Origin of the sequence: Pseudomonas sp. QLc11A (genome assembly GCF_052112305.1) — a bacterium.
Taxonomy (GTDB): domain Bacteria; phylum Pseudomonadota; class Gammaproteobacteria; order Pseudomonadales; family Pseudomonadaceae; genus Aquipseudomonas; species Aquipseudomonas laurylsulfatiphila.
In genome coordinates this window covers 79,296-104,626 of the sequence record NZ_JAVAJJ010000008.1, presented here as the reverse complement: position 1 = coordinate 104,626, position 25,331 = coordinate 79,296, and the positions used below count along the sequence as shown (strand labels likewise).

Below are 25,331 nucleotides of genomic sequence, written 5' to 3'. Positions count from 1 at the left end.
CGAAGCGGGTTACGGCGTCACCGTGCGCCGAAACTTCAGCGACCAGCCTTGCTGCATACCGGCGGCGGCCAGCAAAATCGCCGCGACGCCGATCCATTGCAGTGGCTCCAGACGATGGCCGAAGGCAAACCAGTCGACGAAAATCGCCGCGATCGGATAGATGAAGGACAGCGCCCCCGTCAGCGCAGTCGGCAGTTTTTGAATGGCGCCGTACAGCAACACATACATCACACCGGTGTGCACCATGCCCAGTGTCACCAGGCTGGCCCATGCGCTCGGCGCCTGCGGCAGTGTCGAAAGATTCGCCAATGGTGCGAGCAACAACACGCCGGTGCTGACCTGGATCAGCGCAATCAGGTGCGGTGGCGTACCCGTCAAACGCTTGATGATCAGCGCGGCAATCGCATAGAGAAACGCCGCGCCCAGTGCCAGGGCAATGCCCGTCAGGTAATCGCTGCCGCTCTCGCCCTGGCTGCCATGAGCACTGACGATGGCCAGCATCCCGAGAAACGACACGCCCAGCCATAGCATTTTCTGCGCGGTGATCTTTTCGTTGAGAAACAGCGCCGCCAGCCCGACCAGCATGAACGGTTGAACGTTATAGACGGCGGTGCCGATGGCAATCGACGCCCGGGAATAGGACGCGAACAACAACACCCAGTTACCGACGATCGCCACCCCGCTGAGCACGGCGAGCAAAAACGTGGTGCGGGTCAGAATGCCGGGGCGCAGAAAGCCGAAGGCGGCGCAAATCAGCAGCAAGGTGCCGGCACCGAACAGGCAGCGCCAGAACACCACATCCAGCACCGGTTGCCCGGACACCAGCACGAACCAACCGATGGTGCCGGAGATCAGCATGGCGGCCGTCATTTCAAACGAACCGCGGCGTAGGGTTTTGTCCATCATCAGACTCCTGTGTTTGTGGCCAAAGTATGCCAATGCACCACAGCGCCACTCCATAGCAAAAAGCAGGCTAAACTCTGAATCTGCCTTTTTTATAAAGGCGGTTTTGAAAAAATGCCTAACAGAGGGTTTCGCCATGACCGATGACATCGACCAAGTGCTGATCACGGCCCTGATGCAAGACTCGCGACGCTCGCTCAAGGCCCTGGCGCAAATCAGTGGCCTGTCCTCCCCCAGCGTCGCCGAGCGCCTGCGCCGCCTGGAAGAGCGCGGCGTGCTCAAGGGCTACACCGTTGAAATCGACCCGAAAAGCTTCGGCTATCAACTCCAGGCCATCGTGCGTATTCGCCCGTTGCCGGGCCAGTTGCAAGAGGTGGAGCGGCAAATCATGGCCATTCCCGAATTCACCGAGTGCGACAAGGTGACCGGCGACGACTGTTTCATCGCACGCCTGCACGTGCGCTCGATGGAGCAACTGGACACCCTGCTCGACCGCCTCAACACCCACGCTGAAACCAACACGGCCATCGTCAAGAAAACCCCGGTCAAGCGCCGGTTACCGCCCATGGCGTGAGTGATATTTGTTTCAGGCTGCAGTAGATTGATGGTTTCCGGCGAAGGATTGACGGTATGAAAACTCAGGCAATGCTACTGGTGGCTATGATGCTTGCGGGTTGCGGCACGATTCAGACGGTTGTGCGCAGTGATGAAGTAGCGTCGAAAAGTCTCAAGGAACAAAAGAGTTACTGCGGCGCGGTACCGCGAATCTACAGCGGCGTGACCTACGACTTTTGCATGCTGAACGCGCCCCTCGAAGAGGGTCGGGATGCACAGATACATGGCCCCGCCCCCGCCGTCGTGCTGCTTGACGTGGTCGTGTCCGGGGCGATGGACACCTTGCTGCTGCCATACACCATCTACCGCCAGCAAGCTGACGGCAGCATTGTCATTACCGAGTAACCCTGGTTTCCAGGCAATAAAAAACCCGCCTGAGCGGGTTTTTTACTTCAAGGCCGACGATCAGTCATCACGGCTCATGATGCCGAACAACTGCAACAGGCTGACGAACAGGTTGTAGATCGATACATACAGGCTGATGGTGGCCATGATGTAGTTGCGCTCACCGCCGTGAATGATGGCGCTGGTCTGGAACAGAATGCACACCGAGGAGAACAGCACGAAACCTGCGCTGATCGCCAGTTGCAGGCCGCTGATCTGGAAGAACAGGCTCGCCAGCGTCGCACCCAGCAGCACAAAGAAGCCTGCCGTGATGAAACCGCCGAGGAAGCTCATGTCCTTGCGGGTAATCAGCACATAGGCCGACAGGCCACCGAACACCAGCGCGGTCATCGCGAAGGCCGAGCTGACCACTTCAGCGCCGCCCTGCATACCCAGGTAACGGTTGAGGATCGGACCAAGCAGGAAACCCATGAAACCGGTCAGGGCAAATGCCGACACCAGGCCCCAGGCGGAATCACGGAGTTTGTTGGTGAGGAAGAAAAGACCGTAGAAGCCGATCAGCACCACGAAGATATTCGGGTAGCCAACACGCATCTGCTGGGCAACGTAGGCCATCACACCACTGAATGCGAGGGTCAGGGCGAGCAAGCCGTATGTGTTGCGCAGGACGCGGCTAACCTCTAGCTGCTCAGCCTGCACGCTGTTATTAACTGCGTAATCCTGTTCGCGCATGGCGACACTCCTGTTGGTTTGAAACGTTCAGTCGCAAAGATCATAACAGACACTCTGTAACTAGCTATGCAGAGAGTTTGACAGTGTGTTTCATTCAGGTATTATGGCGCCCGCAACGCAAACGGAGGTGTGGCCGAGTGGTTTAAGGCAACGGTCTTGAAAACCGTCGACTGTAACAGGTCCATGAGTTCGAATCCCATCGCCTCCGCCATCTTTATACGACAAAGCCCTGATTATTCAGGGCTTTGTCGTTTCTGGGGTTTGGTAAAGTTTCCCAGCCCACACTTCAGCCCACTTCTTTGCAGCAGCCAAACTGGCAGATGCCCAAGCGTAACGATACAAGCGTTGCCCCCCCTGACTCCCCCCCCAAAAAAAAGACGGCCCGAAGGCCGCCAAAGTACTGCATGGAGTTAGTTTGCGGATGGCTGCGCAGGATGCTTGCCGGCGTGCACCGGCGGTAGCAGCCATGCCGCCAGTGCCGGTAGCAACAGGATGGCGCCCCAAACGTTGACCAGGAACATGAACGCCAACAGCACGCCCATGTCGGCCTGGAACTTGAGGGTGGAAAACACCCATGTGGACACGGACACCGTCATTGTTATTGCGGTGAACAACGAGGCAGTGCCACGCTGCTTCAGCGCTTCGACAAACGCCTGACGCAGGTCTGAATGACGTGAATGCATTTCGTGCTTGATCCGCTCGAACAGGTAAATGCCGTAATCCACGCCGACCCCGACGCCCAGTGCCACCACCGGTAGCGTGTTGACCTTGAGACCAATGCCCAGCCATGCCATCAACCCGTTGCACAGCACCGTGACCAGCGCCAGTGGAAGAATGATGCACAGGGTGATACGCAGCGAGCGAAAGCTCAGCAGGCAGAGTAAGGTCACCGAGCCGAAAAGCGCGAGGTTCACCCACTTGTCCGCCGCCTCGACCGCCTCATTGGTCGCGGCCATTACCCCGACATTGCCACTGGCCAGTTGAAAACGGAGGTCATCGCCGTCGTGGGTTACCTTGAACGCCTTGATCCGTTCGATGATGTTGCTGATAGTCGAGGCCTGGTGATCTTCGGTGTACAGCGAGATCGGCATGGCACTGCAGGTGGAGTTCATCAGTTCATTGCCAAGGCGCGTAGCGAACCCCACGCCTTGGGCAATTTGCGCCTGCTCCTCGGGAATGGTGCGCCATTTGATGAAGGTTTCCGCGTAGCCCTGGGTGATCTGCCCGACATAGCCCGCCAGCCCTCGCACCGTACCGACACCCGGGGTCTGCTTCATCTCGAATTCGAAATCTTCGACTTTGCCCAGAATGTTGCGATCAACACAGGGCGACTCGTTGCCCTTTGCCTCAACCACCACCTGCAACAGGTCAACGCCGATGGCGAAGTTACGGGTGACCATCGCCACGTCCTGGTTATAACGCGAATCGGCACGCAGCTCCGGGACACCCTGCCCCGTGTCTCCCACCTTCAACTTTCCCGCCTGCCACATGCCGACACCGAGCAGAACCACCGCAATCAGGATGACCGGCACACTGCCCTTGCGGGTTGCCAATCCCCCCAGGTGCTCCCACAACCAGTCCCCAGAGGTTTCCTTGCCCCGCAGGCGCTCGGCATCCTTGGCCGAAATGCGCATGTAAGACAGCAGGATCGGCAACAGCAGTTTGTTGGTGAGGATCATCAGGCTGACCCCCAACGTCGCGGTGATGGCCAGTTCCCGCACCATCTCGATCTGCACGAAGGCGATTACCAGAAACCCCAGTGCATTGGCCAGCAGCGCCATGGCACCTGGAATGAAGAGTTTCTGGAAGCAATTGCGCGAAGCGGTAATGCTGTCGTGACCATGCAACACTTCCAGTTTCCAGGCGTTGGTCATCTGCACCGCATGGGAGACACCAATGGAGAAAATCAGGAACGGCACCAAAATCGACATGGGGTCGAGGGCCAACCCCAACAGCGGCAGTAGACCCAGTAGCCATACCACCGGGACCATGGCGCAAACCAATGCCCAGGACGTCAGCATCAGCGAGCCGCAATACCAATAAAGCAACAGTGCGGTGATCACGAACGCCACGGCGAAGAACAGCAGCACCCCGGCGGCACCGTCTGCGATATCCCCGGTCGACTTGGCGAAACCAATGATGTGCACACTGACGCCATCTTTTTCGTGCTTGGCGCGAATCGCCTCCAGGGACTGGCTGACCGCTTGCAGATCCAGGCGCAAGCCTGTCTCCGGGTCCACTTCCTGCAAGTTCGCCACCACCATGGCGGCGCTCAAGTCATTGGAGACGATACGGCCGACCCAATCGGACTTCAGCACATTTTCGCGCACCGCCTTCAGTTGCTCTGGAGTACCGGAGAAGTCGGCCGCAACAATGTTGCCGCCCCTGAAGCCGTCTTCTACCACCTCGTTGTAGCGCACATTGGAGGTGAACAACGAAGTGACCGAGCTACGCTCGACGCCCTTGATGTAGAAAACTTCCTCGGTGACCTGATGCAAGCTCTCCATGAATCCGGGGTCGAAGATCTCGCCCTTTTCGTTCTTCAACGCCAGCAATACTTTGTTGGCGCCGCCGAAAACCGACTGATACTTGAGAAAGGACTGCATGTACTCATGCTGCAGCGGGATCATCTTGGAAAAGCCCGCCTCCACACGCAGCCGTGTGGCGGTGAAGGTAAACAGCAGCGTCAATAGAATGAAAAAAATCAGAAGCGGGCGACGCAAGTGAAAAATCCACCAGGACACCTGACCGACCAGACTACGGGAGAAGTGGTGGCGGTCGAGCACCTGAACGTCGCCCACAAGCTCGAGCCCCTGATTGTCGTGGTACTTACTCATAGAAACCTCAATTGGCTGTCGCTTGCGTCAAGCTCAGAGACTGAACACCGGCATCGCCCACGGCCAGGGCACCGCCGGGCACCGCAACTATCTGCGAGAGCCCGCCACGGGCGGCGTGACTCAGCTCAAAGCTTTTGCCATCGTCGTTACTCAGTGCCAGCAGTCCGGCATTGCCGACCAGGGCGATACGCCCGTCAGACAAAACCTGCCCCCCTTGCAGTGCAACCTTGGCGTCCAGGGGAATCAGCTGCCAGGTATCTCCCTGATCGTTTGAGCGATACAGATTGCCGCGCATGCCGAAAGCCAACAGCGCACCACTTGGCGTCTGCAGTCCGCCAAAAAAAGAACCCTCGTAAGGGGATTGCAACGCGTCCCAGTTCAGCCCCAGGTCACGCGAGCGCAGCAAGGTGCCGGACTCGCCGAAAAGGAACAGGTCACCACCGACCTTCAGCACTTTGGCGATGTGCCGATCAAAGTCCTCCCCCATCACCGTTTTCTTGCTCCAGCTCAAGCCAGCGTCGACGGATTCCAGATAGTGACCGAATGCGCCATAGGCGACGAAATGCTGGCCGCCCAGGTAGGTGACACCGAGCAGCGAATCATGACCGATACCGTCCACCCCTACGGCTGTCCATTGCTGACCGCCATCGGTGGTGCGCAACAGGGTCGCGCCATGTCCAACGGCGATACCCAGTCGGTCGTTGGCGAAAGCAAGCCCGGTCAGCGTTCGATCGGCTGGCGTATGAATGCCCTGCCAATGTTGCCCATCATCCGCGGAACGAAGGATCCAGCCGCGCTCGCCGGCACTGAACAGTTGACTGCCCACACGCTGGATATCGAGCAGGATGATTCGCTGCGAATTGATCCCGGTCTGGATCGAGCCAGGCGTCTCGGCATGTACAGCAGATGCCGCGATGAGTGCCGCCCACAACACCCTGTGAACGGACTTGCCCAAAATAGCCATTGGCCGCTCCTCTCTTGTATTTGTAATCGACGACCCGCAATCGGGTCGCCTTGAGACTGCCTGAGGGCTTAGTGACCAGCGCGACGCAGGGCATCGGGCTGGAAGTCGGCCTGACGCCCCTTGACGCCGAACTTCCAGGGTTGCTTGACCTCATTGTCCAGGCCCGAGACCATGTAGTTGCCGTTGCTCAGGTCATGGAAGATGTTGGCGCGGTACCACGGCACACCGACGTCGTAGAACTGGATCGTCGGGTGTACGCCAATGCGCCATAGCTGGCCGCGGGTGTCGTAGGCGTCTTCGAGCAACACGGTCCAGCTGTCCTCGTCGAGATACATCACGCGCTTGCCGTAGATATGCTTCTGCCCGGCCTTGAGCGTGCCCTCGACGACCCAGGTACGGTGGAGTTCGTAGCGCATCAGGTCGGCATTGACGGTGCCTTTTTGCAGGATGTTTTCGTATTTCAGCGACTTATCGGACAACTTGTAGTCGTTGTACGGAACATAGATTTCCTGCTTTCCGACCAGTTTCCAGTCATAACGGTCGGGCGCGCCGTTATAGCCGTCGTACTGGTCGGTCACCCGCATGCTCTCGGTGCCATCGCTGACGTTGTCATACGCCAGATCCGGTGCGCGGCGCACACGACGTGCACCGGCGTTGTAGATCCAGGCCGAGCGCGCTTCCTTGACCTGGTCCACCGGTTCGCGCACCAGGTAGACTGTGCCCTGCAACGTGGCCGGTTCGAGGAAGTAGCCCAGGAAGGAAAACAGGTGGTTGTCCATACTGCGATCCATGTTCTGGTCGAACACGCGGTTCTCGCGGAAACCGACCTTGTAGAACTCGCCGCTGCTACGTACCGGGAACCAGTGATAGGTCCGCTCGAATCCACCGCCCAAGTAGCGAACCAAGTGGTTCCAGATTGCTTCCTGACCATTCTTCGGGATCGGGAACGGTATGTTCGAGCCATTGAGGTTGCTCAAACCGAAACCCTGCAACTCGACCTGAGTGGACTGAGTCTTGGCTTTGGCGGTGACTTCAGCCGGCAGTGCGGCGGTGCGCCGGGTCTGGTAGATCGGCATCTTGAAGTTGTCATACTTCTTCAACAAAGCCAGGGTGCCGGGAGACAGCTTGTCTTTGTATTGATCGGCGTTGGCCGCGGTGATCACCATCTGCGGTTTGTCTTGCGGGAACGGATCAACGTAGCCCTTCTCCGGACTCCAGCCTGCCGGAGGAGCCGTCAGGCCGCCCTGCCAGGCTGGAATGCTGCCATCGGCATTACCGGCCTTCTCGGCGCCAACCGGAGTAAGGTCGTTACCCAGGCGCGCCGCCTCTGCGTCGGTCAATTTGGCGAAAGCGTCGTTCCCGCCAAGCAACAGTGCGATGGCAATAGCCAGGGCACGCGGGGTGTGGCAAGTCTTTATTGTTTTCATGCCTTGTTCCTCATCAGAACTTGTAGCTGTAATTCATCGAGTAGTAGTCCCGGTCACGCAACGGGTCGTACTTGGCGTCGTTGTTGTACGTCACATAGTTGAACTCCAGGCTGTGGGCCTTCAGGTAGTCGAAACGAACGCCGGCACCGACGGTAAACCGGCCTTCGTTGAACTGACCGTCCATCGAAACCCCTTCCACGTCCTGCCCCAGAAACAAACTCGGGTAAGTGCTGACGCCTACGCCCAACAGGTCCGGGTACTCCAGTTGCCCTCGCAATCTGTAGCCCCAGGCGAAGTCGGTGATGTAACCGTCGTTCTTGCAGCCGTCGGGTTGCGGGTTGGTCGCAGTGCCGCAGAGGTTCCCGCCATAGCTGGGCGCCGAACCCGGGCCAAAGATGAAACCGCGACCGTAACGAATGTCGCTGTCATCCTGAGGGATGTCGTTCCACTGGAAGGCCACTTCACCGGCCACCTGCAAGCTCGATGCGCCCAGAACGTTGGGGAACAGGTTGATGCCGTTGATCTGCAACTGGGTTTTATCGAAGCGGTCATACCCGGTGATATAGGCATTCGGGCCAGCGGCTCGCGCGCCCGCACCTTGAGGCCCCACCCCTTGGGCAGCGGCGGCAAGCAGGTCGTTGCCGTTACGTTGTACCGGCGTGTTTGGCGAGTAGCTCAGTTCCGCACCGACCGACCAACTGGCCAGCGTGGTGGCGGCGCTCAGGCCATACAGGTGGATGTCTTCGGGATACTCCCAGAAGGCAGTCGTCGAGGTCGCACCGAACGGCAGATTTTCATGGACCTGCACCGGGTTGAGGAAGGGTGCCCGCGCCCCGGCGGGGATCCGGCCCCAATCGCCGCTTTGGGCGGAAATGATCGGCGTACGCGAGTGGATGGTCATGGCGTAGGCACCGAGCTCCGTGTCGATCGATTCGACCAGATAGTGCAGCGCCACCCCCCATTGCCCCGAATCCCGGGCTTCATCGCCAGTGCTCAGTGGGACGTTCATGCCATTGCGAAAGCCGACCGGGTTGCTGACGTTAGGCAGCGACGTGGCCATGGTGCAACCACCCGGATGAGTCGAAATGATGGTTTCGGTGGTCGACCAGTAGTTGCCACAGCCCTCAACGGCAGTAGGCTCCCACTTGAACTGGTAGAACGCTTCCAGCGACAGCCCGTCACTCAAGCCGAAGCTGCTGGAAATCATCCACACCGGCAGCAACGCTTCCTTGACCTCGGTGCCCGGACGGCGCAGTGAAGGAACGTCGATCGGGTTGATCTGGTTGAGCCCCTGAACAAAGATGCTCTCGCCCCAGTTCAGCACCTGGCGACCCAGGCGCACCTGCAGCGGGTGATCGTCCAGGTGGTAGGTGTCGTAGACGTAGGCGTCGAGCAGGTAAACGCCTTTGTTCCTTTGCAGGTCGTCAAAGCCGTTATCGGACAATGGCTTTTTCTGGTAACCATTGGCCTGGTTGCCAAAGTGCACGTCTTCGTCTTCCAGCGCCTGGTCGTACCAGCCCTTCACGCGCAGCATGCCGCCCATGTCGCCGTTGTGCAGGTTCAGTTCGGTGAGGAACTTGCCGATGGTAGAAAACCGGTCGCCGCGATCGTAGTTGAGGTTGCCGCCATCGGTATTGGAACCGCCCAGGCCGTCGGTCTTGCCGATCACCTGTCCGTCGAGCCGACTGTACAACTCGTTATCGCGCCCTTCGGCACGCCAGCTGCTGCCAACGGAAAGTGTGGTGTCGAGACTCCCCGACCAACCGCTCTCGGTATCAAAATTGAATGCCTGGGCATTGCCGGCGCCCACTCCGAGAATTCCAAGCACGACTGCCTGACCAAGCTGATGCCGGACAAAGCCTGTTTGTGGCGAACTTATTCTTATCATTGTTCACATTCCTAAATAATCCCGACGCTACGGTTCAACCCACCACTCTTTGGCTCCTGGATTCCCTGTGAAAAACCTCCCTCCCCAACCACCCGGCCGCCAGAGACTGGCCGGACAAGTAAACATTGACTGCGCAGCGCTTAACCCTCCCGAGATGGGAGGGGGTTGGGAGGGAGGCAGGAAAGAGAGTCACACCGCACTGGCGAATGGGAAATGCAGGCGCACGCCGCTGCCGGCTGTTGTGCACAACAGCCGGAGCGAATCAAGCAGGAAGGGAGAAACAGCCGGGGCGCAAAGCCCGTCCACAAGAGCTCATCGATGACCTGGCAGTTGCCGGCTCAAGTCATCCATGGTCGATTGCGCCCGGAGATGGGTCGCTCAACCAACTCGCCGCGAACTGCCCTGCCAGAACGGTTCACGCAGTTCGCTCTTGAGCACCTTGCCAGCGCCCGAGAGCGGTAACGCAGCACGGAACTCCACGCTTTTCGGCGCCTTGTAGCCGGCGATCTGACGCTTGCAATGGGCGATCAATTCTTCGCCATTCGGTTCAGTGCCAGGCTTGAGTACCACCACGGCATGCACCGCCTCGCCCCATTGCTCGCTAGGGATCCCGATCACCGCACACATGGCGATATCCGGATGGCTGCACAAGGCATTCTCGACCTCCGCCGAGAACACGTTTTCGCCACCGGTGACGATCATGTCCTTGAGGCGGTCGACAATGAAGATGTAGCCATTTTCGTCCATCCTGGCCCCGTCCCCCGTACGCAACCAGCCATCACCAGGCAGAGCCGCCAGGGTTTGCTCGGGTTTGTTCAGGTACCCGCTCATTGCATTCGGGCCCCGAACGACGATTTCACCGATGCAGCCACGAGGCACCTCACGGCCATCGTCGTCGACGATCTTGACTTCCACCGCCCGGGTGGCACGACCACAGGAGCGCAGTATTCCGGCAGCGGCGGCCGCCGCGGTGTGCTGAGCCGGGCCGAGCAGCGAAACAATGGGCGACATCTCCGTCTGGCCATAAGCCTGGAACAGCTGCAGTTGCGGCAGTATGGCCTGCAGGCTCCACAGCGTCTGCTCCTGAATGGGCGAAGCGCCGTACACCAGGTGCTGCAACGAGGACAAGTCGTAATTGCCCACCTCGGGATGATTGATCAACAACTGAATCATGGTCGGCACCAGCATGGCCACCTGAATGCCGTGACGCTGAATCGCCGCCATCGCTTCGGCCGGCTGGAACGCCGGCAGAATGACGTGAGTCGCGCCTTCAAGCACACCGACATAACCGGTGGACATGTCCGCCAGATGGAACATCGGTGCTGCGCGCAGCATGACTGAATCAGGCGGCACCAGGCCCTCGACATCCAGCGCAATCTGGCTGCTCCAGAAGGCCGTATGACTGATCATCACGCCCTTGGGGAAACCCGTGGTGCCGCCGGTATAGAACACACCAAGGAGTGAATCGCCGCCACGTCGGGCATCCTCCATGGGCGAGGCCTGGGCAATCAGCGTTTCGTAATCCAGCATCGCATCCGGCGTGGTGCCGTCACCGACGTAGATGACATGACGCAACGAAGGAACCTGCCTGGATAACCGCAGACCGATGTCCTTGAAAGTCTCGTCAACCAACAGTACCGAGGTTTGCGAATCGGTCAGGGCATAAGCGTTCTCCTCCGCACTCCAGCGCGTGTTGCAAAGATTGAGAACGGCATCGGCCCAGGGTACGGCGAAGCAATATTCGAGGTAACGATCAGAGTTCAAACCCAGCATGGCGACGCAATCGCCACTCTGTACGCCAAGCTCACGCAACGCTCCGGCCAGTCTCGCAACACGCTCGACAAACTGCTGCAGAGTGCGACTGCGATCGCCGTAGATCGTCATTAATCGCTCGGGCGCGCACTGTAGATTACGGTGCAAGGGCTGAGTGAAGTACATGGTCTCTCCTGAAGTTGCAGCTATTGTTATTGTCCGTGCCTTGACGGCAGGAGACGGCAGTACCGGGCGCTCACAGCGTGGGTGCAGGAGCATTGCAGGTCTGGAGCCATCTGCGCTCACATGAACCCTGCATGCACGGTCTCACCACCGTTACCCGGCACCCTACCCTAAGGTGAATACTGGTAACCCTCCCATCTAGGGAGGGGTGGTGGCGCAGTTCGCCGATTCAATACCTGGACTTTTTCGAGGGTGCCAAGGCTACGCTGCGTTAGTTAAGCAAGCCGACTTGCCGCGCCTTGCTCACTGCATCCTCGCGAGAAAAGGCACCCAACTTGCCGAAGATATTCTTCAGGTGCCACTTGATGGTTCCAGGCGAAAGATCGAGGGCCTTGGCGATGCTCTTGGTTGACAGTCCACGGGCCAGATGTTCGACCACTTCAAGCTCACGGGGCGAGAGGATATCGCTGCCAGGCGCAGGCGCCCGACCACCCTCACCGGTCCCGCTCGAGAGGCTCTGCGAATCGGCTCCGTGCATCAGACAGTGTTGAATGTAGTCACGCTCCAGCGCTGTCAGCGCATCGACACTGAGCGATTGCAGCAGGCGCAGCCCCGCCGCTCCTTCATCAAGAAACACCCGGAACATCCCGTATTCGCAGGCATTGCGCAGTGCCGTGGACATGTGGCGCTGGGCCTCTTGTGGTTCATGGAGCGCTGTCCTGGCAATAGCGACACGGATTCGCAGCACGGTAGCTGGTTGTAACTGCCCCCACTCCTGACAGAGCAGTGCCCAGCTTTCCCCTACCTCGACCGCGCATCGATAGTCGCCTTCGGCCAGAGCCAAGGCCGTGTGTGCCATTGCGCAGGCCAAGGGGATCTCCGCCCAGGCACAACCGCGCTTGTCCAGGTAAGGCATGGCCAGCGCGCGCAGTCTGCGAAACAGCTCGCGCGCGCGGGCCAGATCATGCTGATGGCAGGCAATACGTATCTGCTCGGCAAAACGCCACGCCTGCAGGCGATCAAGGCCAATGCTTTCGGCGATCTCGCCCAATCGATCGAGGGTGGCGTGGGCCGCCTCCAGCCTGCCCGCAGCACACTGCAAATGCGCCTGGGCAAGGTAGGTATACAAAATGCAGTCAGAGGTCCCCAGGACCTCGGCGACCCCGAAACAGCCTTCAACGTAATCCCCGGCGGCTTCCAGGCTGTTCAAGTGATAGCAGGTCAAGGCCAGGGTGGACTTGATGAAGATGGCGACATCCTGCGCCAGTGACTCGTTGCGCGTCACTTGCACCAGGACACCTTCGAGATCGCGCCGGGCCTGGTTCATATCGCCCTGGACAAAAAAACTGAGGCCACACAGCGCATCGAAAAACGGCCGGGCCCGAGGACCTTGCGCGCGCCGGAGCAGACCTCGCGTGCTGTAGACCAGATCCCGTACAAACACTGTTCGACCCGCCTTGAGCAATGCCACGCCGCCAAGGGTATAGAGCATCAGCAGGTGAAAGTGGCGCTGGCTGGGCGGCTGCGCCATCAAGGGCTCGAGCAGCGCCAGTACAGCTGTCGTATCGTCCCTCCTGAGCAGGTACATGGCCCTCAGCAATTGCAACTCAGTGTCTATTTCCGGTCGGCTGACTTCCGGGTGAGCTTCGATCGAGGCGAGTGTGAGCTCGAACCTCTCCATGCGATTGCAGGTGAGCTCTGCCCAGGCAACCGCCAGGAGCAGGTCAATCTGCTTGGACCAGGCTTCACGCGGCAACTCGTCGGCCAACTGCAGCAATTGTGCAAAATGCGCGTCACCGATCAGCGACCTCGCCGCCCGTGCCAGCAACTGCACGCTGCCCTCAAGATCCTGGGCTGCCTGAGCATGACGAATCGCCTCGACGTACAAACCGTGGTCAGCAAACCATTGGCTGGCGGCATGATTGACCCCAATCACCTCCACAACCGGCAGCTCATTGCGGCGCCGTTGCAGATACCCGGAAAACATCTGGTGGAAACGGAACCACTGCAGGCGCCCCTCGAGGTCGATCGGCAACAGGAACAGGTTCTGCTCGAGCAATATGTCAAGCACCGCCGCGTTCTCCTGGCTGCCCGTCAATGCGACGCACAGCTCGCGATTGAATCGTCGGCAGGTCGAAACCTGGACCATGGCAGCGATTTGCCCGGCAGAAAGCACACGACTGATGCAGTCATCCAGGTAGGCATCGAGACCTGATTCATCGATCGCCATGACCATGCCGCCACAGGCTCGCAGGCTCTGTTCAAAGTTACCGCTGTGGCGAAGTGACAGGACACCGATCTGCAGGCCCGCGGCCCAACCGTCCGTCAGCTCATACAGACGTTGTTGCTGCTCGCCGGACAGGTTTTCGAGACCATTGAGCTCAAGCAGACTGAACTGCTCCTGGGCCGTCAGGCGCAAGTCGGCAAAATCAATCTGGGTCAACTGCCCCTTGATGCCGATCGCCAACAGATTGAGCGCCGGACGCTGGCGTGTGGTGATCACCAGATGGAAATTGTCCGGTGCCAGATCGATCAGGCGCTGGATCATCGCCAATGCCGGCTGCGCAGAGAGGAAATGCAGGTCTTCGAGGAAGAGATAAATCGATCGAGGATGCTCGTAGAGCGCGTTGACCAGCAGCGACAGCAACACCTCCAGCGAACGCTGGTCAGTGCGCTCGCTCAGGCCAATGATATCGTCGCCGACAGCCAGGCCCGCGGCCCCCAGACTGGCGACCAGATACGCCGCCCAGAGCGTCTCGTCGTCGGCCCCCAGGTTGAACCAGGCGACGTCCAGCCCCGCACCGATCAAGCGCTGGCGCCATTGCGCCGCCAGCGTGCTCTTGCCACTGCCCGCAGGTCCCAGGATCAAGGTCAACTTGCGCTCGCGTCCTGCCTCGATCAGTTCCAGCAGACGCTCGCGCGGCAGCGACCGGGGATCGATTCGGGGCGGCGACCATTTGGTGCGGATGAGTATCGTGTTGGAGGATTTCATAAGGCTAGCGAACCAATGAACTGCTCATGTCACGCTTGATGAATTCTAGCGCGCTGTCGTTCCTGCGCGAGGAAGGACGAGATGATCGGTGCAACGGTTTGCGCCCGGGCCACCAGGAACAGATGGCCATCGCCGATCACATGCAACTGCGAATTGGGAATGCGCCTGGCCAGCAGGCGCATGTTGGGCAGCGGAATGATCGGGTCGTCATCGCCGGCCAGAATCAGGGTCGGCTGATGGATCCGATGCAGCCAGTGAATGCTGGTCCAGCCCAGGCCCGCCAACAGTTGCAGGTAGTAACCGCGCCTGCCGCCGGAGCGCACCTTGCTGGCGAACGCTTGTGCCAGTGCCGGGTCATGGCGAAAAGCGCCGCCATAGATGTCCGGCGCGATCCGCGCGCCGTAGGACGGCTGGATGTAACGGCGCGCAGAGGCCATCCTCCAGAGCACTTTGGGTTTGGCCGGCAGCATGGCCATGCCCGCACACGTGGCGGCCAGGATCAGTTTCTTGCAACGCTGCGGAAAATCGTGGGCGAACTGTTGTGCCAGCGCTCCCCCCCAGGACACGCCGATCACGTTGACCTGGCCAACGTCCAGATAGTCGAGCATGCGCGAAACCCGTTTCGCCAGGTCAGAAAACCGGTAAGGCAAGCTCGGCAGGGAGGAGCCGCCGACACCGGGCACGTCGAAGGCGATCACTTCCATGTCCGGATCAAGCGCCCGGACGAATGGAAACAAAAGCTCCAGGTTGGCGCCAATGCCATTGAAGACTAGCAACGGCGGCAGATCGGCCTTGCCTGGACGAATGGCAACGCGCAGATGCCCGCCATCCAGTTCGATGGTGCGATAGACAAAGGGCTGTGACATGTTACGGAGGTTCCTTCTGCGGCGCCGGGCCAAGGGATCTGGAACGTGGACAGGACGGGACGCAAGCGCCCGTCCGGCTACAGCGAGTCAGCGCACGTGCACGTAGGTGCCAGGAGCCGCTTCAGCAGCGACGTAAGCCTTGTTGCCAAGCTTGACGGGGGCCTTCCTGCTCTGACCGGAGCGTGCTTGCAACCAGGCCAGCCAGTGAGTCCACCAGGAGCCGGTCTCTTTACTGGAACCTTCCAGCCAATCCTGGGCATCAACCGGCAGGCTGCTGCCGGTCATGAAGCGGGCCTTGGGGTTACCCGGCGGGTTGAGAATGCTCTGGATATGCCCGCTGTTGGACACCACGAACTCACCCTGGCCGCCGAACAGGTGCATCGAGCGGTAGCAGGCATCCCATGGGGTGATGTGGTCGGTCAGGCCCGCCATGCAATAGAAATCGCTGGTGACCTGCTTGAGATCTATTGGAGTACCGCAGACCTCCAGGGCGCCGGCACGGGCCAACGGGTTGGTCTGGTACATCTCAATGAACTCGCCGTGCAGCGCGGCCGGCAGGTTGGTGGTGTCGTTGTTCCAGTAGAGGACATCGAATGCAGGCGGCTCGTTACCGAGCAGGTAGTTGTTGATCCAGTAACTCCAGATCAGGTCATTGGGGCGCATCCAGGCGAAGACTTTTGCCAGCTCACGACCTTCCAGCACGCCAGCCTGATATGAACGGCGCTTGGCCGCCTCCAGGGTTTTCTCATCAGCGAACAGCGAGACCTGGGTGTCGGGGCGAATATCGAGCATGCTGACCACCAGGGTGAAGGCATTCACCTTGCTCTCGCCCAGTGCCGCATAGTGGCCCAAAAGCGATGACATGGTGCTGCCTCCGGAGCACGCTCCGAAGGTGTTCAGATCAGTGCTGCCGGTAATCGCCAGCACTGCGTCGACCGCCTCTTTCAGGGCTTCGACATAGGTGGACAAGCCCCACTCGCGCTGCGCCTTGCCCGGATTGCGCCAGCTGACGGCAAAGGTCTGGATGCCACTGTCGAGAAGGAAACGAATCAGGCTCTTCTCCGGCGCCAAATCAAACAGATAGAACTTGTTGATCTGGGGCGGCACCACCAGCAACGGGCGCTCCAGCACCTGCTCGCTTCGAGGTTTGTACTGAATCAGCTCCAGCACCTCGTTTCGAAACACCACCGCGCCAGGCGTCGTGCCCAGATTGCCGCCCACCTCGAAAGCCGTCTTGTCCACCTGGCTGGGCATGCCACCGTTTTCAATCAGATCGCGGGTCAAGTGCGCGAATCCATCCAGAATGCTCTTGCCACCGGTTTCAAAGAAACGCTTGAGGGCCGCAGGGTTGGCCAGGGTGTTGGTCGGCGCCATCGCCTCGGCCAGCAGGTTGATGACGAACTGGCCACGGCTGGCATCCTGATCGCTGAGGTTGCTGCTACTGATCCAGTCGTTCATTTCCCGACACCAGGCCAGGTAGGCCCGCATATAGCGACGATACAGCGGGTTGCCCTGCCAGGCTGGCTCATCGAAACGCTTGTCCCCCGCCGCCGGCTTGAGATCCGAACGGTCGAGCAGGATGTTTTTCAGTTCCATGCCGAACGCAGCCATGTGTCGGGCGCTGTGCACGGGTTGCTTCAACACTTGTTGCAGGACCATGCGAGCGCTGCTGAGTATGTCGCGCCCACGAGGGCCGAACGCTGGATTCAGGCTAAGCGTGTGCTTGGCGGCTTGCAGGGAGAGCTCTTTATCATTTTTATCCATTGTGACACCCCATGCTTGACACTAGGCCCCTTGGTGGCTCGGGGCCTTGATCGCTTCGTGGAAGTAGCTCGAATCACAGACAGGCTCACAGGTGACGCGCGTCTTCCTTGAGCATGGCGGCAGCCTTTTCACCGATCATGATGGTCGGCGCGTTGGTATTGCCCCCGGGAATGGTCGGCATGATCGAGGCGTCGGCAATCCGCAGGCCTTCGACACCGCGCACCCGCAGACGCGCATCGACCACGGCCAGCGGGTCACTGTCAGGGCCCATCTTGCAGCTGCCTACCGGGTGATATTGGGTATCCGCGCGACGGCGGATGTCCTGCTCGATCTGCCGGTCGTCATTCCAGTCGACGGGATAGATCAGTTGCGGTCCGAAACGGGCGAAATGGGTGGACTCGAGGATCCGGGCCTGGGTCTTCGCCGCCTGGATCAGCAACTCGATGTCTTCCCGTCGATCGAAAAAGCGTGGGTCGATGACCGGCGCGTCGAGCGGATTACGGCTGCGCAGGGTCACGATGCCTGTGCTTTTCGGGCGCAGTACCTCGATATGGCAGCTGTAGCCATAACCCCAATGCAGGTGACGACCATGGTCGTCGACCACGGCGGTGACGAAGACCATCTGCAGGTCGGGCTTGTCCAGCGCCGGATCGGAGCGCAGGAAGGCGCCGGCCTCGGCGAAATTGGTGGTCAGCATGCCGCTGCGCTTGCTCGCCCACTCCACGGCGGCAGCCGCCAGCTTGACGCTGGAGCCTACGGTGAGGCCCAGGCAACCCTCCGGATGACTGACCTTGTACGGCACCGTGTAGTCGATGTGATCCTGCAGGTTCTGGCCGACGCCTGGCAGGTCCACCAGCACCGGGATACCCAGCCGCGTCAACTCCTCGGCCGGCCCGATACCCGACAGCATCAAGGCCTGTGGAGTACCAAAGGCGCCAGCGGCGAGAATCACTTCACGGCGGGCACGCACTTCCTGCACATCCTTGCCGTTGTGGTAACGCACACCCACGCAGCGCTTGCCCTCGAAAATCAGGCTGTGGAACGGAGCATTGAGGAAAAGCTGAAGATTTTTCCGATCAAGGATCGGCCACAGGTAGCCCTTGGCCGCACTGCAGCGTTCTCCGTCCTTCTGGGTCACCTGGTAGCGGAAGCAACCGTCCTGCTGGCGACCGTTGTAGTCGTCAGTACGGGCGATGCCCTGCTCCTCGGCGGCGCTCATGAAGACTTCGCACAGAGGGCTCGGCGACTTCAGTTCAGCGACATTCAGCGGGCCGCCAGCGCCATGGAACTCGGTCTCGCCAAAGCGCTCGTTGTGTTCCGACTTCTTGAAAAACGGAAGAACCTCTTCATAACTCCAACCGGGGTTGCCGAGGCTCTCCCAATGGTCATAGTCCCAGCGATGGCCGCGGACGTAGACCATGCCGTTGATCGAGCTGGACCCGCCCAACGCCTTGCCACGCGGCTGGTAACCCTTGCGCCCGTTGAGCCCCGGCTGGGGCACGGTTTCGTAGGACCAGTTATGGAAACCTTCGCGCATCATCACCACTACGCCCGGTGGTGCCTGAATCAACACTTTCTTGTCACTGCCACCGGCCTCGAGCAGGCAAACACTGACCTGAGGATCCTCACTGAGGCGCGCCGCCACCGGACAGCCACCCGAGCCGCCACCCACCACCACGTAATCGAACACACTCTGACTCATATCATTCTTCCTCAAGACTTCACATCCGCATCCGGCTTGCCCAGGTAAAACGCCAGCGCCAGGCTCTGAAGCCGGCCGCCAAAGGGTGGATGGAAGAGATGGGTGGGGAACCAGGTTCGCCTCTTGAACACGGTGCGTGCGTGACTGAGTTCGCGAAACCCTTCTTCTGCGTGATAGTTGCCCATACCGGAATTTCCCGTGCCACCGAAAGGAGCACCGTGGTTGAAAGCGTGCCAGCCCCAATCGTTGATGGTCACGCCACCGGAATGGGTCCGTTTGAGCAATCGATCGATGCTCGTCGCGTCGGTTGAAAAAATGTACAGCGCCAGGGGACGTTGACCGCTGTTGATGTGAGCCACCACACCGGTGAGGCTGTCATAACCCAATACCGGCAGCAGCGGACCGAAAATTTCTTCCTGCATCACCCGCATTTCCGGCGTCACCCCCGTCAGGATGTGCAACGGCATCCTGCGCCCCGGGGCAACCTCGCCACAGACAATGATCCGGGCGCCCTTGGCCCGCGCATCTTCAAGCAGACCCTGGAGGCGCTGAAACTGACGATCATCGATGATCGAACTGTAGTCATCGTTAGCGGCAGGCCGTTCGCCGTACAGCGCCTGGAACTGACCGCGGACTTCGCCGACGAAGCGCTCGATATCGTCCTGGGGAACCAGGGCATAGTCCGGTGCGATGCAGATCTGCCCGCCATTGGTGCCCTTGCCGTGAACGATACGTCGCGCGGCATCGCTCAGGTTGTAGTCAGCCAGTACCACCGCAGGCGACTTGCCACCCAGCTCCAGTGTTACCGGTGTCAGGTTGGCTGCGGCGGCACGCATGACCAGACGCCCGACCCCGGGGGATCCGGTGAAGATGATGTGGTCGAATGGCAGCGAAGAGAAAAAGCCTGGATCTTCAAGCTCACCACCGACCAGGGCCACTTGCGAGTCGTCGAACACCTCTGCCAGCAGACGCTTGAGTACCTCGTTGGTGTGCGGGTTGAACTCGGACATCTTGAGCATCACCCGGTTGCCTGCGGCGAGCGCACTGACCAAACCCGCAATGGCGATGTAAACCGGGAAATTCCATGCCGATATGACCCCCACCACGCCTTTTGCCTGATATTCCACCCACAACTGATTGCCTTTGAACAGCAGCTCTGTGGGGCGTCGGCTTGGCTTCATCCAGCTCCCCAGATGCTTGAGGGTGTGATTGATGTGCAAGATGCAACCCATCAGGTCAAGGAACTTGGTGTCGACGGCGGAGCGATGGCCAAAATCGGCGCTCATCGCCGCGACAATGGCGTCCTGGTAACGCCGTAGCTGGGTACGCAGTGCGATCAGATTGGCCTGGCGCTCAGCCAGCGAGGAATGAGGTTGAGCACGGAAAGCCTCACGCTGGGTATTGAACACGCGGGCCACTCGCTGAACCGCCATTTCCTGGATCATGCCTTGATTCCTCTGAACTGAAGACCACCAACACCCACTGTCGCGTTCAACCATGCAGGTATCGATGCGTGAGCAGAGGGTATGGCCGTCACTGTGGACTTCAAATAGCCGAAGACATCAAAGCTATTGCACTTGACCTCAGTTGCTGGCCGCCTTGCCTGGCACAACACGCGGGTGAAATCTTCGTCGCGCCAATAAAGATGCCACCCGGAGGTGGCATCGATGGGTTACTGCTGCTTCTGCTGCCGCGCGTTCTCTTCGATCTGCGCATCCACCCGCTTGCGTACCTGGTCGATACTGAAGCTGGCCGGTTTCTGGCTGGGCGGGTACTCGACGAAAGTTTGCAGAAACTTCGCGGCTTTCATCGTGGCCACACCAAGCAGGTAAGCGTTCTTGATTATCCAGTCGTAGTACTGATTGGAAACAACGTCCGCCCTTTCGTAAGGGTCCATACGCAAATTGAAGATCTTCGGCGCCCGCAGACAAACGAAAGGTTCGCTCCAGACCTCGAATCCTCCTGGCTTGCGCTGCTCGCAGAACACCGCCTTCCAGTCACCGAAACGCGACGCGACCAGCACGCCGTCGTCGTTGAAGTAGTAGAACTCCTTGCGCGCACCGCTCTTGGCCTTGCCGGTCAAATAGTCGAGCTGGTTGTAGCCGTCCAGGTGCACCTTGAAGTTCTTGCCCGCAAAATTCGCCCCCTTGAGCAGGCGTTCCTTGACGTCGGTATCACCCGCTACCGCCAGCAAGGTCGGGAACCAGTCGAGACCGGAGAACATTTCAGTGGACACTTCACCAGCCTTGATCTTGCCCGGCCAACGAACCATCGCCGGCACACGGAACCCGCCTTCCCAGTTGGAGTTTTTTTCGTTGCGAAACGGTGTGGTTGCCGCGTCCGGCCAGGAAAACTGATTCGGACCATTGTCGGTGGTGTAGACGACGATGGTGTTGTCGGCGATTTTCAGGTCGTCGAGGGTTTTCAGCAGTTTTCCGACATCACCGTCGTGCTCGAGCATGCCGTCCGCGTACTCGTTGCCGGGCATGCCACTCTGGCCTTTCATCGAGTCGCGCACATGGGTAAACAGGTGCATGCGGGTGGTGTTCATCCACACGAAAAACGGTTTGTCTGCCTTGGCTTGTCTCTCCATGAACGCTTGAGCAGCGGCGGTGGTTTCGTCGTCGATGGTCTCCATGCGCTTGGCGGTCAGTGCGCCGGTGTCTTCAATCTTGCCATCGGCATAGGAATGGATGACCCCACGCGGTGCGGCGGCCTTGACAAAGTCCGGATCATCTTTAGGCCAATTGGCACGCTCGGGTTCTTCTTCGGCATTGAGGTGGTACAAGTTGCCGAAAAACTCGTCAAAACCGTGATTACTCGGCAGGAACTCATCGCGATCGCCCAGATGGTTTTTGCCGAACTGACCGGTCGAATAGCCCCGAGCCTTGAGTGCCTGCGCAATGGTAATGTCGCGCGCCTGCAGGCCGACTGGCGCCCCGGGCATTCCGACTTTGGTCAGGCCCGTACGCAACGGCGTCTGGCCGGTGATGAACGAAGAACGTCCTGCGGTGCAACTGTTCTCCGCGTAGTAGTCAGTGAACATCATGCCTTCGTTGGCAATGCGATCGATGTTCGGTGTCTTATAGCCGACCACGCCATGGCTATAGGCACTGATGTTGGTCTGGCCGATATCGTCGCCGAAGATCACCAGAATATTGGGTTTATCCGTCGCCCCGGCTGTCGCCGAAAGGCCTATCAACGAGACGCCCACCAGGGCTATCCGCGACAACCACGCGCGCTTGTCTTTCATGATTTGTCCTTGTTGTTTTGACTGAATGCTTCGGATTGTCCGGACAGCGGTGGCGCTTAGATTCCGGTCAGACCGCCGCTACAGATCAACGTCTGGCCACTGACATAGTCGGACTCGGGGATGCAGAACATGTACACCGAGCCGGCAGCTTCTTGCGGGGTTCCGGCACGCCCCAACGGAATGCTGCGCTCGAGCATGGTCATCAGGTCAGGGTTGATACCGACCTTGATCTCGCGACCTTCGATCTCGGCGGTGGCGTTACCGTCGGCGGTGGCTTCGGTCAGACGAGTCTTGATAAAGCCGTAGGCCACGCAGTTGACGGTGGTGTTCAGGCGCCCCCACTCTTTGGCCAGCGTCATGGTCATGCCGGTGATACCGGCCTTGGCGGTGGAGTAGTTGGCCTGACCGGCATTACCGAACAGCCCGGCAACGGAGGAAATGTTCACCACTTTGCGAATGTTACGCAGGCCGGCGTCCTGTTCAGCCTTGACCAGGCTGCGGATGACCGGCTGCGCCGCGCGCAGGATGCGAAAAGGCGCGGTAAGGTGCACATCGAGCATCGCGTACCACTGCTCGTCAGTCATCTTCTGGATCACGCTGTCCCAGGTGTAGCCCGCGTTGTTGACGATGATGTCCAGACCCTTGTAATGCTCGACCGCGGTGCCGACGAAGCGCTCGGCGAAGTCAGGCGCTGAAACGCTGCCGATACAGGCGACGGCTTCCCCGCCCATGGCTTTGATGGCCTCGACCACTTCCTGAGCCGGCTCGGCGTCAAGGTCATTGACCACCACGCGGGCACCATCGGCTGCCAGCTTCAGGGCGATGGCACGGCCGATTCCACGACCGGAACCGGTAATCAGGGCAACTTTACCTTCGAGTTTCTTGCTCATCTGTCTCTTCCGCAAAAGGTTGAAAAAAGGGGGTTAGCCAATGGCGATGGCGATGGCGATCAACGCGTCGCCGACGATCTTGACCTGGCCGTATTGGTTGACCGTGGCCACCTCGACCCTGGCGCAGCGTTCGCCGTTGACTTCGACGATCTCGGTTACCTGGCCCTTGCAGGTGATGACGTGCCCCAGGTGAGTGATGCCCTGGAAGCGCACGCCAAAGCTGCGCAGCCGGCTTTGCGGCACCCACTGGGTCAGCAGGCGACCCAGCCAGGCCATACTCAACATGCCGTGGGCAAACACGTCCGGCATGCCGGCCTTGCGGGCGAAATCCACGTCGATATGAATCGGGTTGAGGTCGCCCGAGGCGCAACCGAACCGCGCCAGCGTGGTGCGGTCGACCGCCGCCAGCGTCAGGGGTGGCAGCCGGTCACCGACCTTCACGTGTTGCAGTGAATGACTCATGGTCGGGACTCCTCAGTTGCGGACCACGAGCACGGTGCGCAACTCGGCGACCAGCTCGTTTTTGTCGTTGTGGACTTGCGAGGTCTTGACCAGGAACTCCAGCGCGCCGTTTTTCTTGTCGAAAATATCGGCGATCCGCGACTTCACGGTGACCGTTTCCCCGGCACACACCGGCTTGTGATAGGTGAAGCTCTGTTCACCGTGAAGAATCTTCGCGATCGGGATTTCCAGATCCGCCAGCATGCTGTCTACGGTGCCGGCATCCAGCTCGGCACCGAACAGGAATGTCGGCGGGACCAGCACGTCGCACAAGCCGGCTCCTTGGGCGGCAGCGAGATCGGTGTACAACGGATCGGTTTCGCCAATGGTCCGGGCGAATGCGCAAAGACGCCCGCGCTCAAGCGTCATCGTGGTGGCGGCCAGTTCGTGGCCTATCCACTTCTTGTCGATCATCCGTCGCTCCTCAGACTTTTTCGTAGAGGGTGACGACGCAGGCGCCGCCCAACCCGAGATTGTGTTGCAGAGCCAGACGCGCGCCGTCTACCTGACGTGGACCCGCCTCGCCACGCAACTGCTGGACCAGCTCGGTGCACTGGGCCAGGCCGGTGGCGCCCAGTGGATGGCCCTTGGAGAGCAACCCGCCGGAAGGATTGGTGACGAACTTGCCGCCATAAGTGTTATCGCCGTCCTCGACAAAGCGCTCCGCCCCGCCGATCGGGCACAGGCCCAGCGACTCGTAGGAGAGCAGCTCGTTCTGTGCGAAACAGTCGTGCAACTCGACGACCTGGATATCTTGCGGACCGACACCGGCCGCCTCGTAGACATTCTGCGCGGCCGTGCGGGTCATGCTGAAACCGACCACTTCGCGCATGTCTCTCGCATCGAACGTCCTGGACGTGTCGGTGGTCATGGATTGCGCACGAATGCGCACTGCGCCCTTCAGGCCGTGGCGCTTGAGGAAGTCCTCCGAACAGAGGATCGCCGCCCCGGCGCCGCAGGTCGGCGGGCAAGCCATCAGGCGCGTCAGCACGCCGGGCCAGACGGCGGGCGAGTTCATCACGTCTTCGGCGCTGACGACGTTACGGAACAACGCCATCGGGTTGTTGGCGGCATGGCGGCTGGCTTTGGCGCGGATCTTGGCAAAGGTTTCCAGGCGGGTGCCGAACTCCTGCATGTGCGCCAGGCCAGCGCCACCGAAGTAGCGCAGCGCGAGCGGGATGCCGGCGTGCCCGACCAACTCATCGGTGGCCAGGTCGAAGCGCTCGAAGGGGCTGGGGCGGTCGCCAAAGAGCGTGCCCAGCGCACCCGGACTCATTTGCTCAAAACCCAGCGCCAGGGCACATTCCGCCGAACCGCCGCTGACTGCCTGGTTGGCCAGGAACAGCGCGCTGGAACCGGTGGAGCAGTTGTTGTTGACGTTGACCACCGGGATACCGGTCATGCCGACTTCGTATAGCGCGCGCTGGCCTGCAGTGGAGTCACCATAGACGTAACCGACGTAGGCCTGCTCTACCTGCGCGTAACCCACGCCGGCATCGACCATCGCGGCACGCAAGGCGGCAGCGGCCATTTGCGGATAGGGCGCGTTGGCGCCCGGCTTGACGAAAGGGATCATGCCGACCCCAATCACATAGACATTGCGACTCATAGCGGCTTTCCTGAATTTAAGTTGCGGCACGGTGTGACTTTGTGGGCTTAATGTGATGGCCGTGCGCAAAACCGCCAATGTCATGGCGCCGCAAATGACTTGCAGAAT

The 25,331-nt window shown here is 60.0% G+C and carries 19 protein-coding genes and 1 tRNA gene; 3 read left to right on the top strand and 17 right to left on the bottom strand.

Translation table 11 applies throughout. From position 1 onward, the window contains the following. Nucleotides 1–9 precede the first annotated feature (9 nt). Nucleotides 10–903, bottom strand: a complete 894-nt coding sequence (locus Q8X48_RS13935; RefSeq protein WP_015094849.1) for a DMT family transporter — start codon at nucleotides 901–903, stop codon at nucleotides 10–12. 136 nt (nucleotides 904–1,039) lie between these two features. Between Q8X48_RS13935 and Q8X48_RS13930 the strand changes: the two genes are divergently transcribed. Together Q8X48_RS13930 and Q8X48_RS13925 are read left to right on the top strand one after the other, a co-directional pair. Next, on the top strand, nucleotides 1,040–1,477 hold the full coding sequence (locus Q8X48_RS13930; protein ID WP_015094848.1) for an Lrp/AsnC family transcriptional regulator: 438 nt from the start codon (nucleotides 1,040–1,042) through the stop codon (nucleotides 1,475–1,477). A 56-nt stretch (nucleotides 1,478–1,533) separates the two neighbouring features. Beyond that, on the top strand, nucleotides 1,534–1,863 hold the full coding sequence (locus tag Q8X48_RS13925) for a YceK/YidQ family lipoprotein (protein WP_015094847.1): 330 nt from the start codon (nucleotides 1,534–1,536) through the stop codon (nucleotides 1,861–1,863). Between the two features lie 60 nt (nucleotides 1,864–1,923). Here the strand turns inward: Q8X48_RS13925 and Q8X48_RS13920 are convergent, their stop codons facing one another. Continuing rightward, a complete protein-coding gene (locus tag Q8X48_RS13920; protein WP_015094846.1) occupies nucleotides 1,924–2,595 on the bottom strand; it encodes a Bax inhibitor-1/YccA family protein in 672 nt (223 codons plus the stop codon). Between the two features lie 123 nt (nucleotides 2,596–2,718). Here Q8X48_RS13920 and Q8X48_RS13915 point away from each other — a divergent pair. Then, a tRNA-Ser gene (locus Q8X48_RS13915) sits at nucleotides 2,719–2,806 on the top strand. A gap of 199 nt (nucleotides 2,807–3,005) precedes the next feature. On the opposite strand, the gene Q8X48_RS13910 is transcribed toward Q8X48_RS13915, so the two are convergent. From Q8X48_RS13910 to Q8X48_RS13840, 15 genes are all read right to left on the bottom strand, one after another. Next, nucleotides 3,006–5,432, bottom strand: a complete 2,427-nt coding sequence (locus Q8X48_RS13910) for an efflux RND transporter permease subunit (RefSeq protein ID WP_407801561.1) — start codon at nucleotides 5,430–5,432, stop codon at nucleotides 3,006–3,008. Nucleotides 5,433–5,439: 7 nt separating this feature from the next. After that, the gene (locus Q8X48_RS13905) at nucleotides 5,440–6,396 is read right to left on the bottom strand and encodes a WD40/YVTN/BNR-like repeat-containing protein (protein WP_015094844.1); all 957 of its coding nucleotides are present in this window, start codon (nucleotides 6,394–6,396) and stop codon (nucleotides 5,440–5,442) included. Nucleotides 6,397–6,464: 68 nt separating this feature from the next. Further along, nucleotides 6,465–7,823, bottom strand: a complete 1,359-nt coding sequence (locus Q8X48_RS13900; protein ID WP_102674736.1) for a DUF1329 domain-containing protein — start codon at nucleotides 7,821–7,823, stop codon at nucleotides 6,465–6,467. A 13-nt stretch (nucleotides 7,824–7,836) separates the two neighbouring features. Beyond that, entirely contained in the window at nucleotides 7,837–9,711 is a 1,875-nt protein-coding gene (locus Q8X48_RS13895) for a DUF1302 domain-containing protein (RefSeq protein WP_015094842.1), read from the bottom strand. 378 nt (nucleotides 9,712–10,089) lie between these two features. Then, nucleotides 10,090–11,649: an acyl-CoA synthetase gene (locus Q8X48_RS13890; RefSeq protein WP_407801562.1), complete on the bottom strand. Its 1,560-nt coding sequence runs from the start codon at nucleotides 11,647–11,649 to the stop codon at nucleotides 10,090–10,092. Between the two features lie 268 nt (nucleotides 11,650–11,917). Then, nucleotides 11,918–14,638, bottom strand: coding sequence for a LuxR C-terminal-related transcriptional regulator (locus tag Q8X48_RS13885; RefSeq protein ID WP_407801563.1), 2,721 nt, complete (start codon nucleotides 14,636–14,638; stop codon nucleotides 11,918–11,920). A gap of 29 nt (nucleotides 14,639–14,667) precedes the next feature. Further along, nucleotides 14,668–15,504 (bottom strand): poly(3-hydroxyalkanoate) depolymerase, encoded by an 837-nt coding sequence (gene phaZ / locus Q8X48_RS13880; RefSeq protein ID WP_015094839.1) that lies wholly within the window; start codon nucleotides 15,502–15,504, stop codon nucleotides 14,668–14,670. 87 nt (nucleotides 15,505–15,591) lie between these two features. Continuing rightward, the gene (phaC, locus tag Q8X48_RS13875) at nucleotides 15,592–17,268 is read right to left on the bottom strand and encodes a class II poly(R)-hydroxyalkanoic acid synthase (protein WP_407801564.1); all 1,677 of its coding nucleotides are present in this window, start codon (nucleotides 17,266–17,268) and stop codon (nucleotides 15,592–15,594) included. An 85-nt stretch (nucleotides 17,269–17,353) separates the two neighbouring features. Continuing rightward, on the bottom strand, nucleotides 17,354–18,970 hold the full coding sequence (locus Q8X48_RS13870) for a GMC family oxidoreductase (RefSeq protein WP_015094838.1): 1,617 nt from the start codon (nucleotides 18,968–18,970) through the stop codon (nucleotides 17,354–17,356). A gap of 11 nt (nucleotides 18,971–18,981) precedes the next feature. Next, nucleotides 18,982–20,415 (bottom strand): coniferyl aldehyde dehydrogenase, encoded by a 1,434-nt coding sequence (locus Q8X48_RS13865; protein ID WP_407801565.1) that lies wholly within the window; start codon nucleotides 20,413–20,415, stop codon nucleotides 18,982–18,984. Nucleotides 20,416–20,642: 227 nt separating this feature from the next. Continuing rightward, nucleotides 20,643–22,223 (bottom strand): arylsulfatase, encoded by a 1,581-nt coding sequence (locus tag Q8X48_RS13860; protein ID WP_407801566.1) that lies wholly within the window; start codon nucleotides 22,221–22,223, stop codon nucleotides 20,643–20,645. Between the two features lie 56 nt (nucleotides 22,224–22,279). Next, nucleotides 22,280–23,113 (bottom strand): SDR family NAD(P)-dependent oxidoreductase, encoded by an 834-nt coding sequence (locus Q8X48_RS13855; RefSeq protein ID WP_008059174.1) that lies wholly within the window; start codon nucleotides 23,111–23,113, stop codon nucleotides 22,280–22,282. Between the two features lie 33 nt (nucleotides 23,114–23,146). Beyond that, nucleotides 23,147–23,575 carry a MaoC family dehydratase gene (locus tag Q8X48_RS13850; RefSeq protein ID WP_407801567.1) on the bottom strand — a complete coding sequence of 143 codons (429 nt, stop codon included), beginning with the start codon at nucleotides 23,573–23,575 and terminating at the stop codon, nucleotides 23,147–23,149. 12 nt (nucleotides 23,576–23,587) lie between these two features. Then, nucleotides 23,588–24,028, bottom strand: a complete 441-nt coding sequence (locus Q8X48_RS13845) for a MaoC family dehydratase N-terminal domain-containing protein (protein ID WP_007973380.1) — start codon at nucleotides 24,026–24,028, stop codon at nucleotides 23,588–23,590. Between the two features lie 10 nt (nucleotides 24,029–24,038). Further along, nucleotides 24,039–25,223 carry a lipid-transfer protein gene (locus Q8X48_RS13840; RefSeq protein ID WP_095967155.1) on the bottom strand — a complete coding sequence of 395 codons (1,185 nt, stop codon included), beginning with the start codon at nucleotides 25,221–25,223 and terminating at the stop codon, nucleotides 24,039–24,041. Nucleotides 25,224–25,331: the final 108 nt, after the last annotated feature.

Excerpts from the sequence above, each read along its gene's own strand:
- Q8X48_RS13910 (WP_407801561.1), bottom strand. The coding sequence starts at position 5,432 with ATGAGTAAGTACCACGACAATCAGGGGCTCGAGCTTGTGGGCGACGTT.
- Q8X48_RS13840 (WP_095967155.1), bottom strand. The coding sequence starts at position 25,223 with ATGAGTCGCAATGTCTATGTGATTGGGGTCGGCATGATCCCTTTCGTC.
- Q8X48_RS13905 (WP_015094844.1), bottom strand. The coding sequence starts at position 6,396 with ATGGCTATTTTGGGCAAGTCCGTTCACAGGGTGTTGTGGGCGGCACTC.
- Q8X48_RS13935 (WP_015094849.1), bottom strand. The coding sequence starts at position 903 with ATGGACAAAACCCTACGCCGCGGTTCGTTTGAAATGACGGCCGCCATG.
- Q8X48_RS13885 (WP_407801563.1), bottom strand. The coding sequence starts at position 14,638 with ATGAAATCCTCCAACACGATACTCATCCGCACCAAATGGTCGCCGCCC.
- Q8X48_RS13860 (WP_407801566.1), bottom strand. The coding sequence starts at position 22,223 with ATGAAAGACAAGCGCGCGTGGTTGTCGCGGATAGCCCTGGTGGGCGTC.
- Q8X48_RS13900 (WP_102674736.1), bottom strand. The coding sequence starts at position 7,823 with ATGAAAACAATAAAGACTTGCCACACCCCGCGTGCCCTGGCTATTGCC.
- Q8X48_RS13925 (WP_015094847.1), top strand. The coding sequence starts at position 1,534 with ATGAAAACTCAGGCAATGCTACTGGTGGCTATGATGCTTGCGGGTTGC.
- Q8X48_RS13895 (WP_015094842.1), bottom strand. The coding sequence starts at position 9,711 with ATGATAAGAATAAGTTCGCCACAAACAGGCTTTGTCCGGCATCAGCTT.
- Q8X48_RS13920 (WP_015094846.1), bottom strand. The coding sequence starts at position 2,595 with ATGCGCGAACAGGATTACGCAGTTAATAACAGCGTGCAGGCTGAGCAG.
- Q8X48_RS13870 (WP_015094838.1), bottom strand. The coding sequence starts at position 18,970 with ATGAGTCAGAGTGTGTTCGATTACGTGGTGGTGGGTGGCGGCTCGGGT.
- Q8X48_RS13865 (WP_407801565.1), bottom strand. The coding sequence starts at position 20,415 with ATGATCCAGGAAATGGCGGTTCAGCGAGTGGCCCGCGTGTTCAATACC.
- phaC (WP_407801564.1), bottom strand. The coding sequence starts at position 17,268 with ATGGATAAAAATGATAAAGAGCTCTCCCTGCAAGCCGCCAAGCACACG.
- phaZ (WP_015094839.1), bottom strand. The coding sequence starts at position 15,504 with ATGTCACAGCCCTTTGTCTATCGCACCATCGAACTGGATGGCGGGCAT.
- Q8X48_RS13930 (WP_015094848.1), top strand. The coding sequence starts at position 1,040 with ATGACCGATGACATCGACCAAGTGCTGATCACGGCCCTGATGCAAGAC.
- Q8X48_RS13855 (WP_008059174.1), bottom strand. The coding sequence starts at position 23,113 with ATGAGCAAGAAACTCGAAGGTAAAGTTGCCCTGATTACCGGTTCCGGT.
- Q8X48_RS13890 (WP_407801562.1), bottom strand. The coding sequence starts at position 11,649 with ATGTACTTCACTCAGCCCTTGCACCGTAATCTACAGTGCGCGCCCGAG.
- Q8X48_RS13845 (WP_007973380.1), bottom strand. The coding sequence starts at position 24,028 with ATGATCGACAAGAAGTGGATAGGCCACGAACTGGCCGCCACCACGATG.
- Q8X48_RS13850 (WP_407801567.1), bottom strand. The coding sequence starts at position 23,575 with ATGAGTCATTCACTGCAACACGTGAAGGTCGGTGACCGGCTGCCACCC.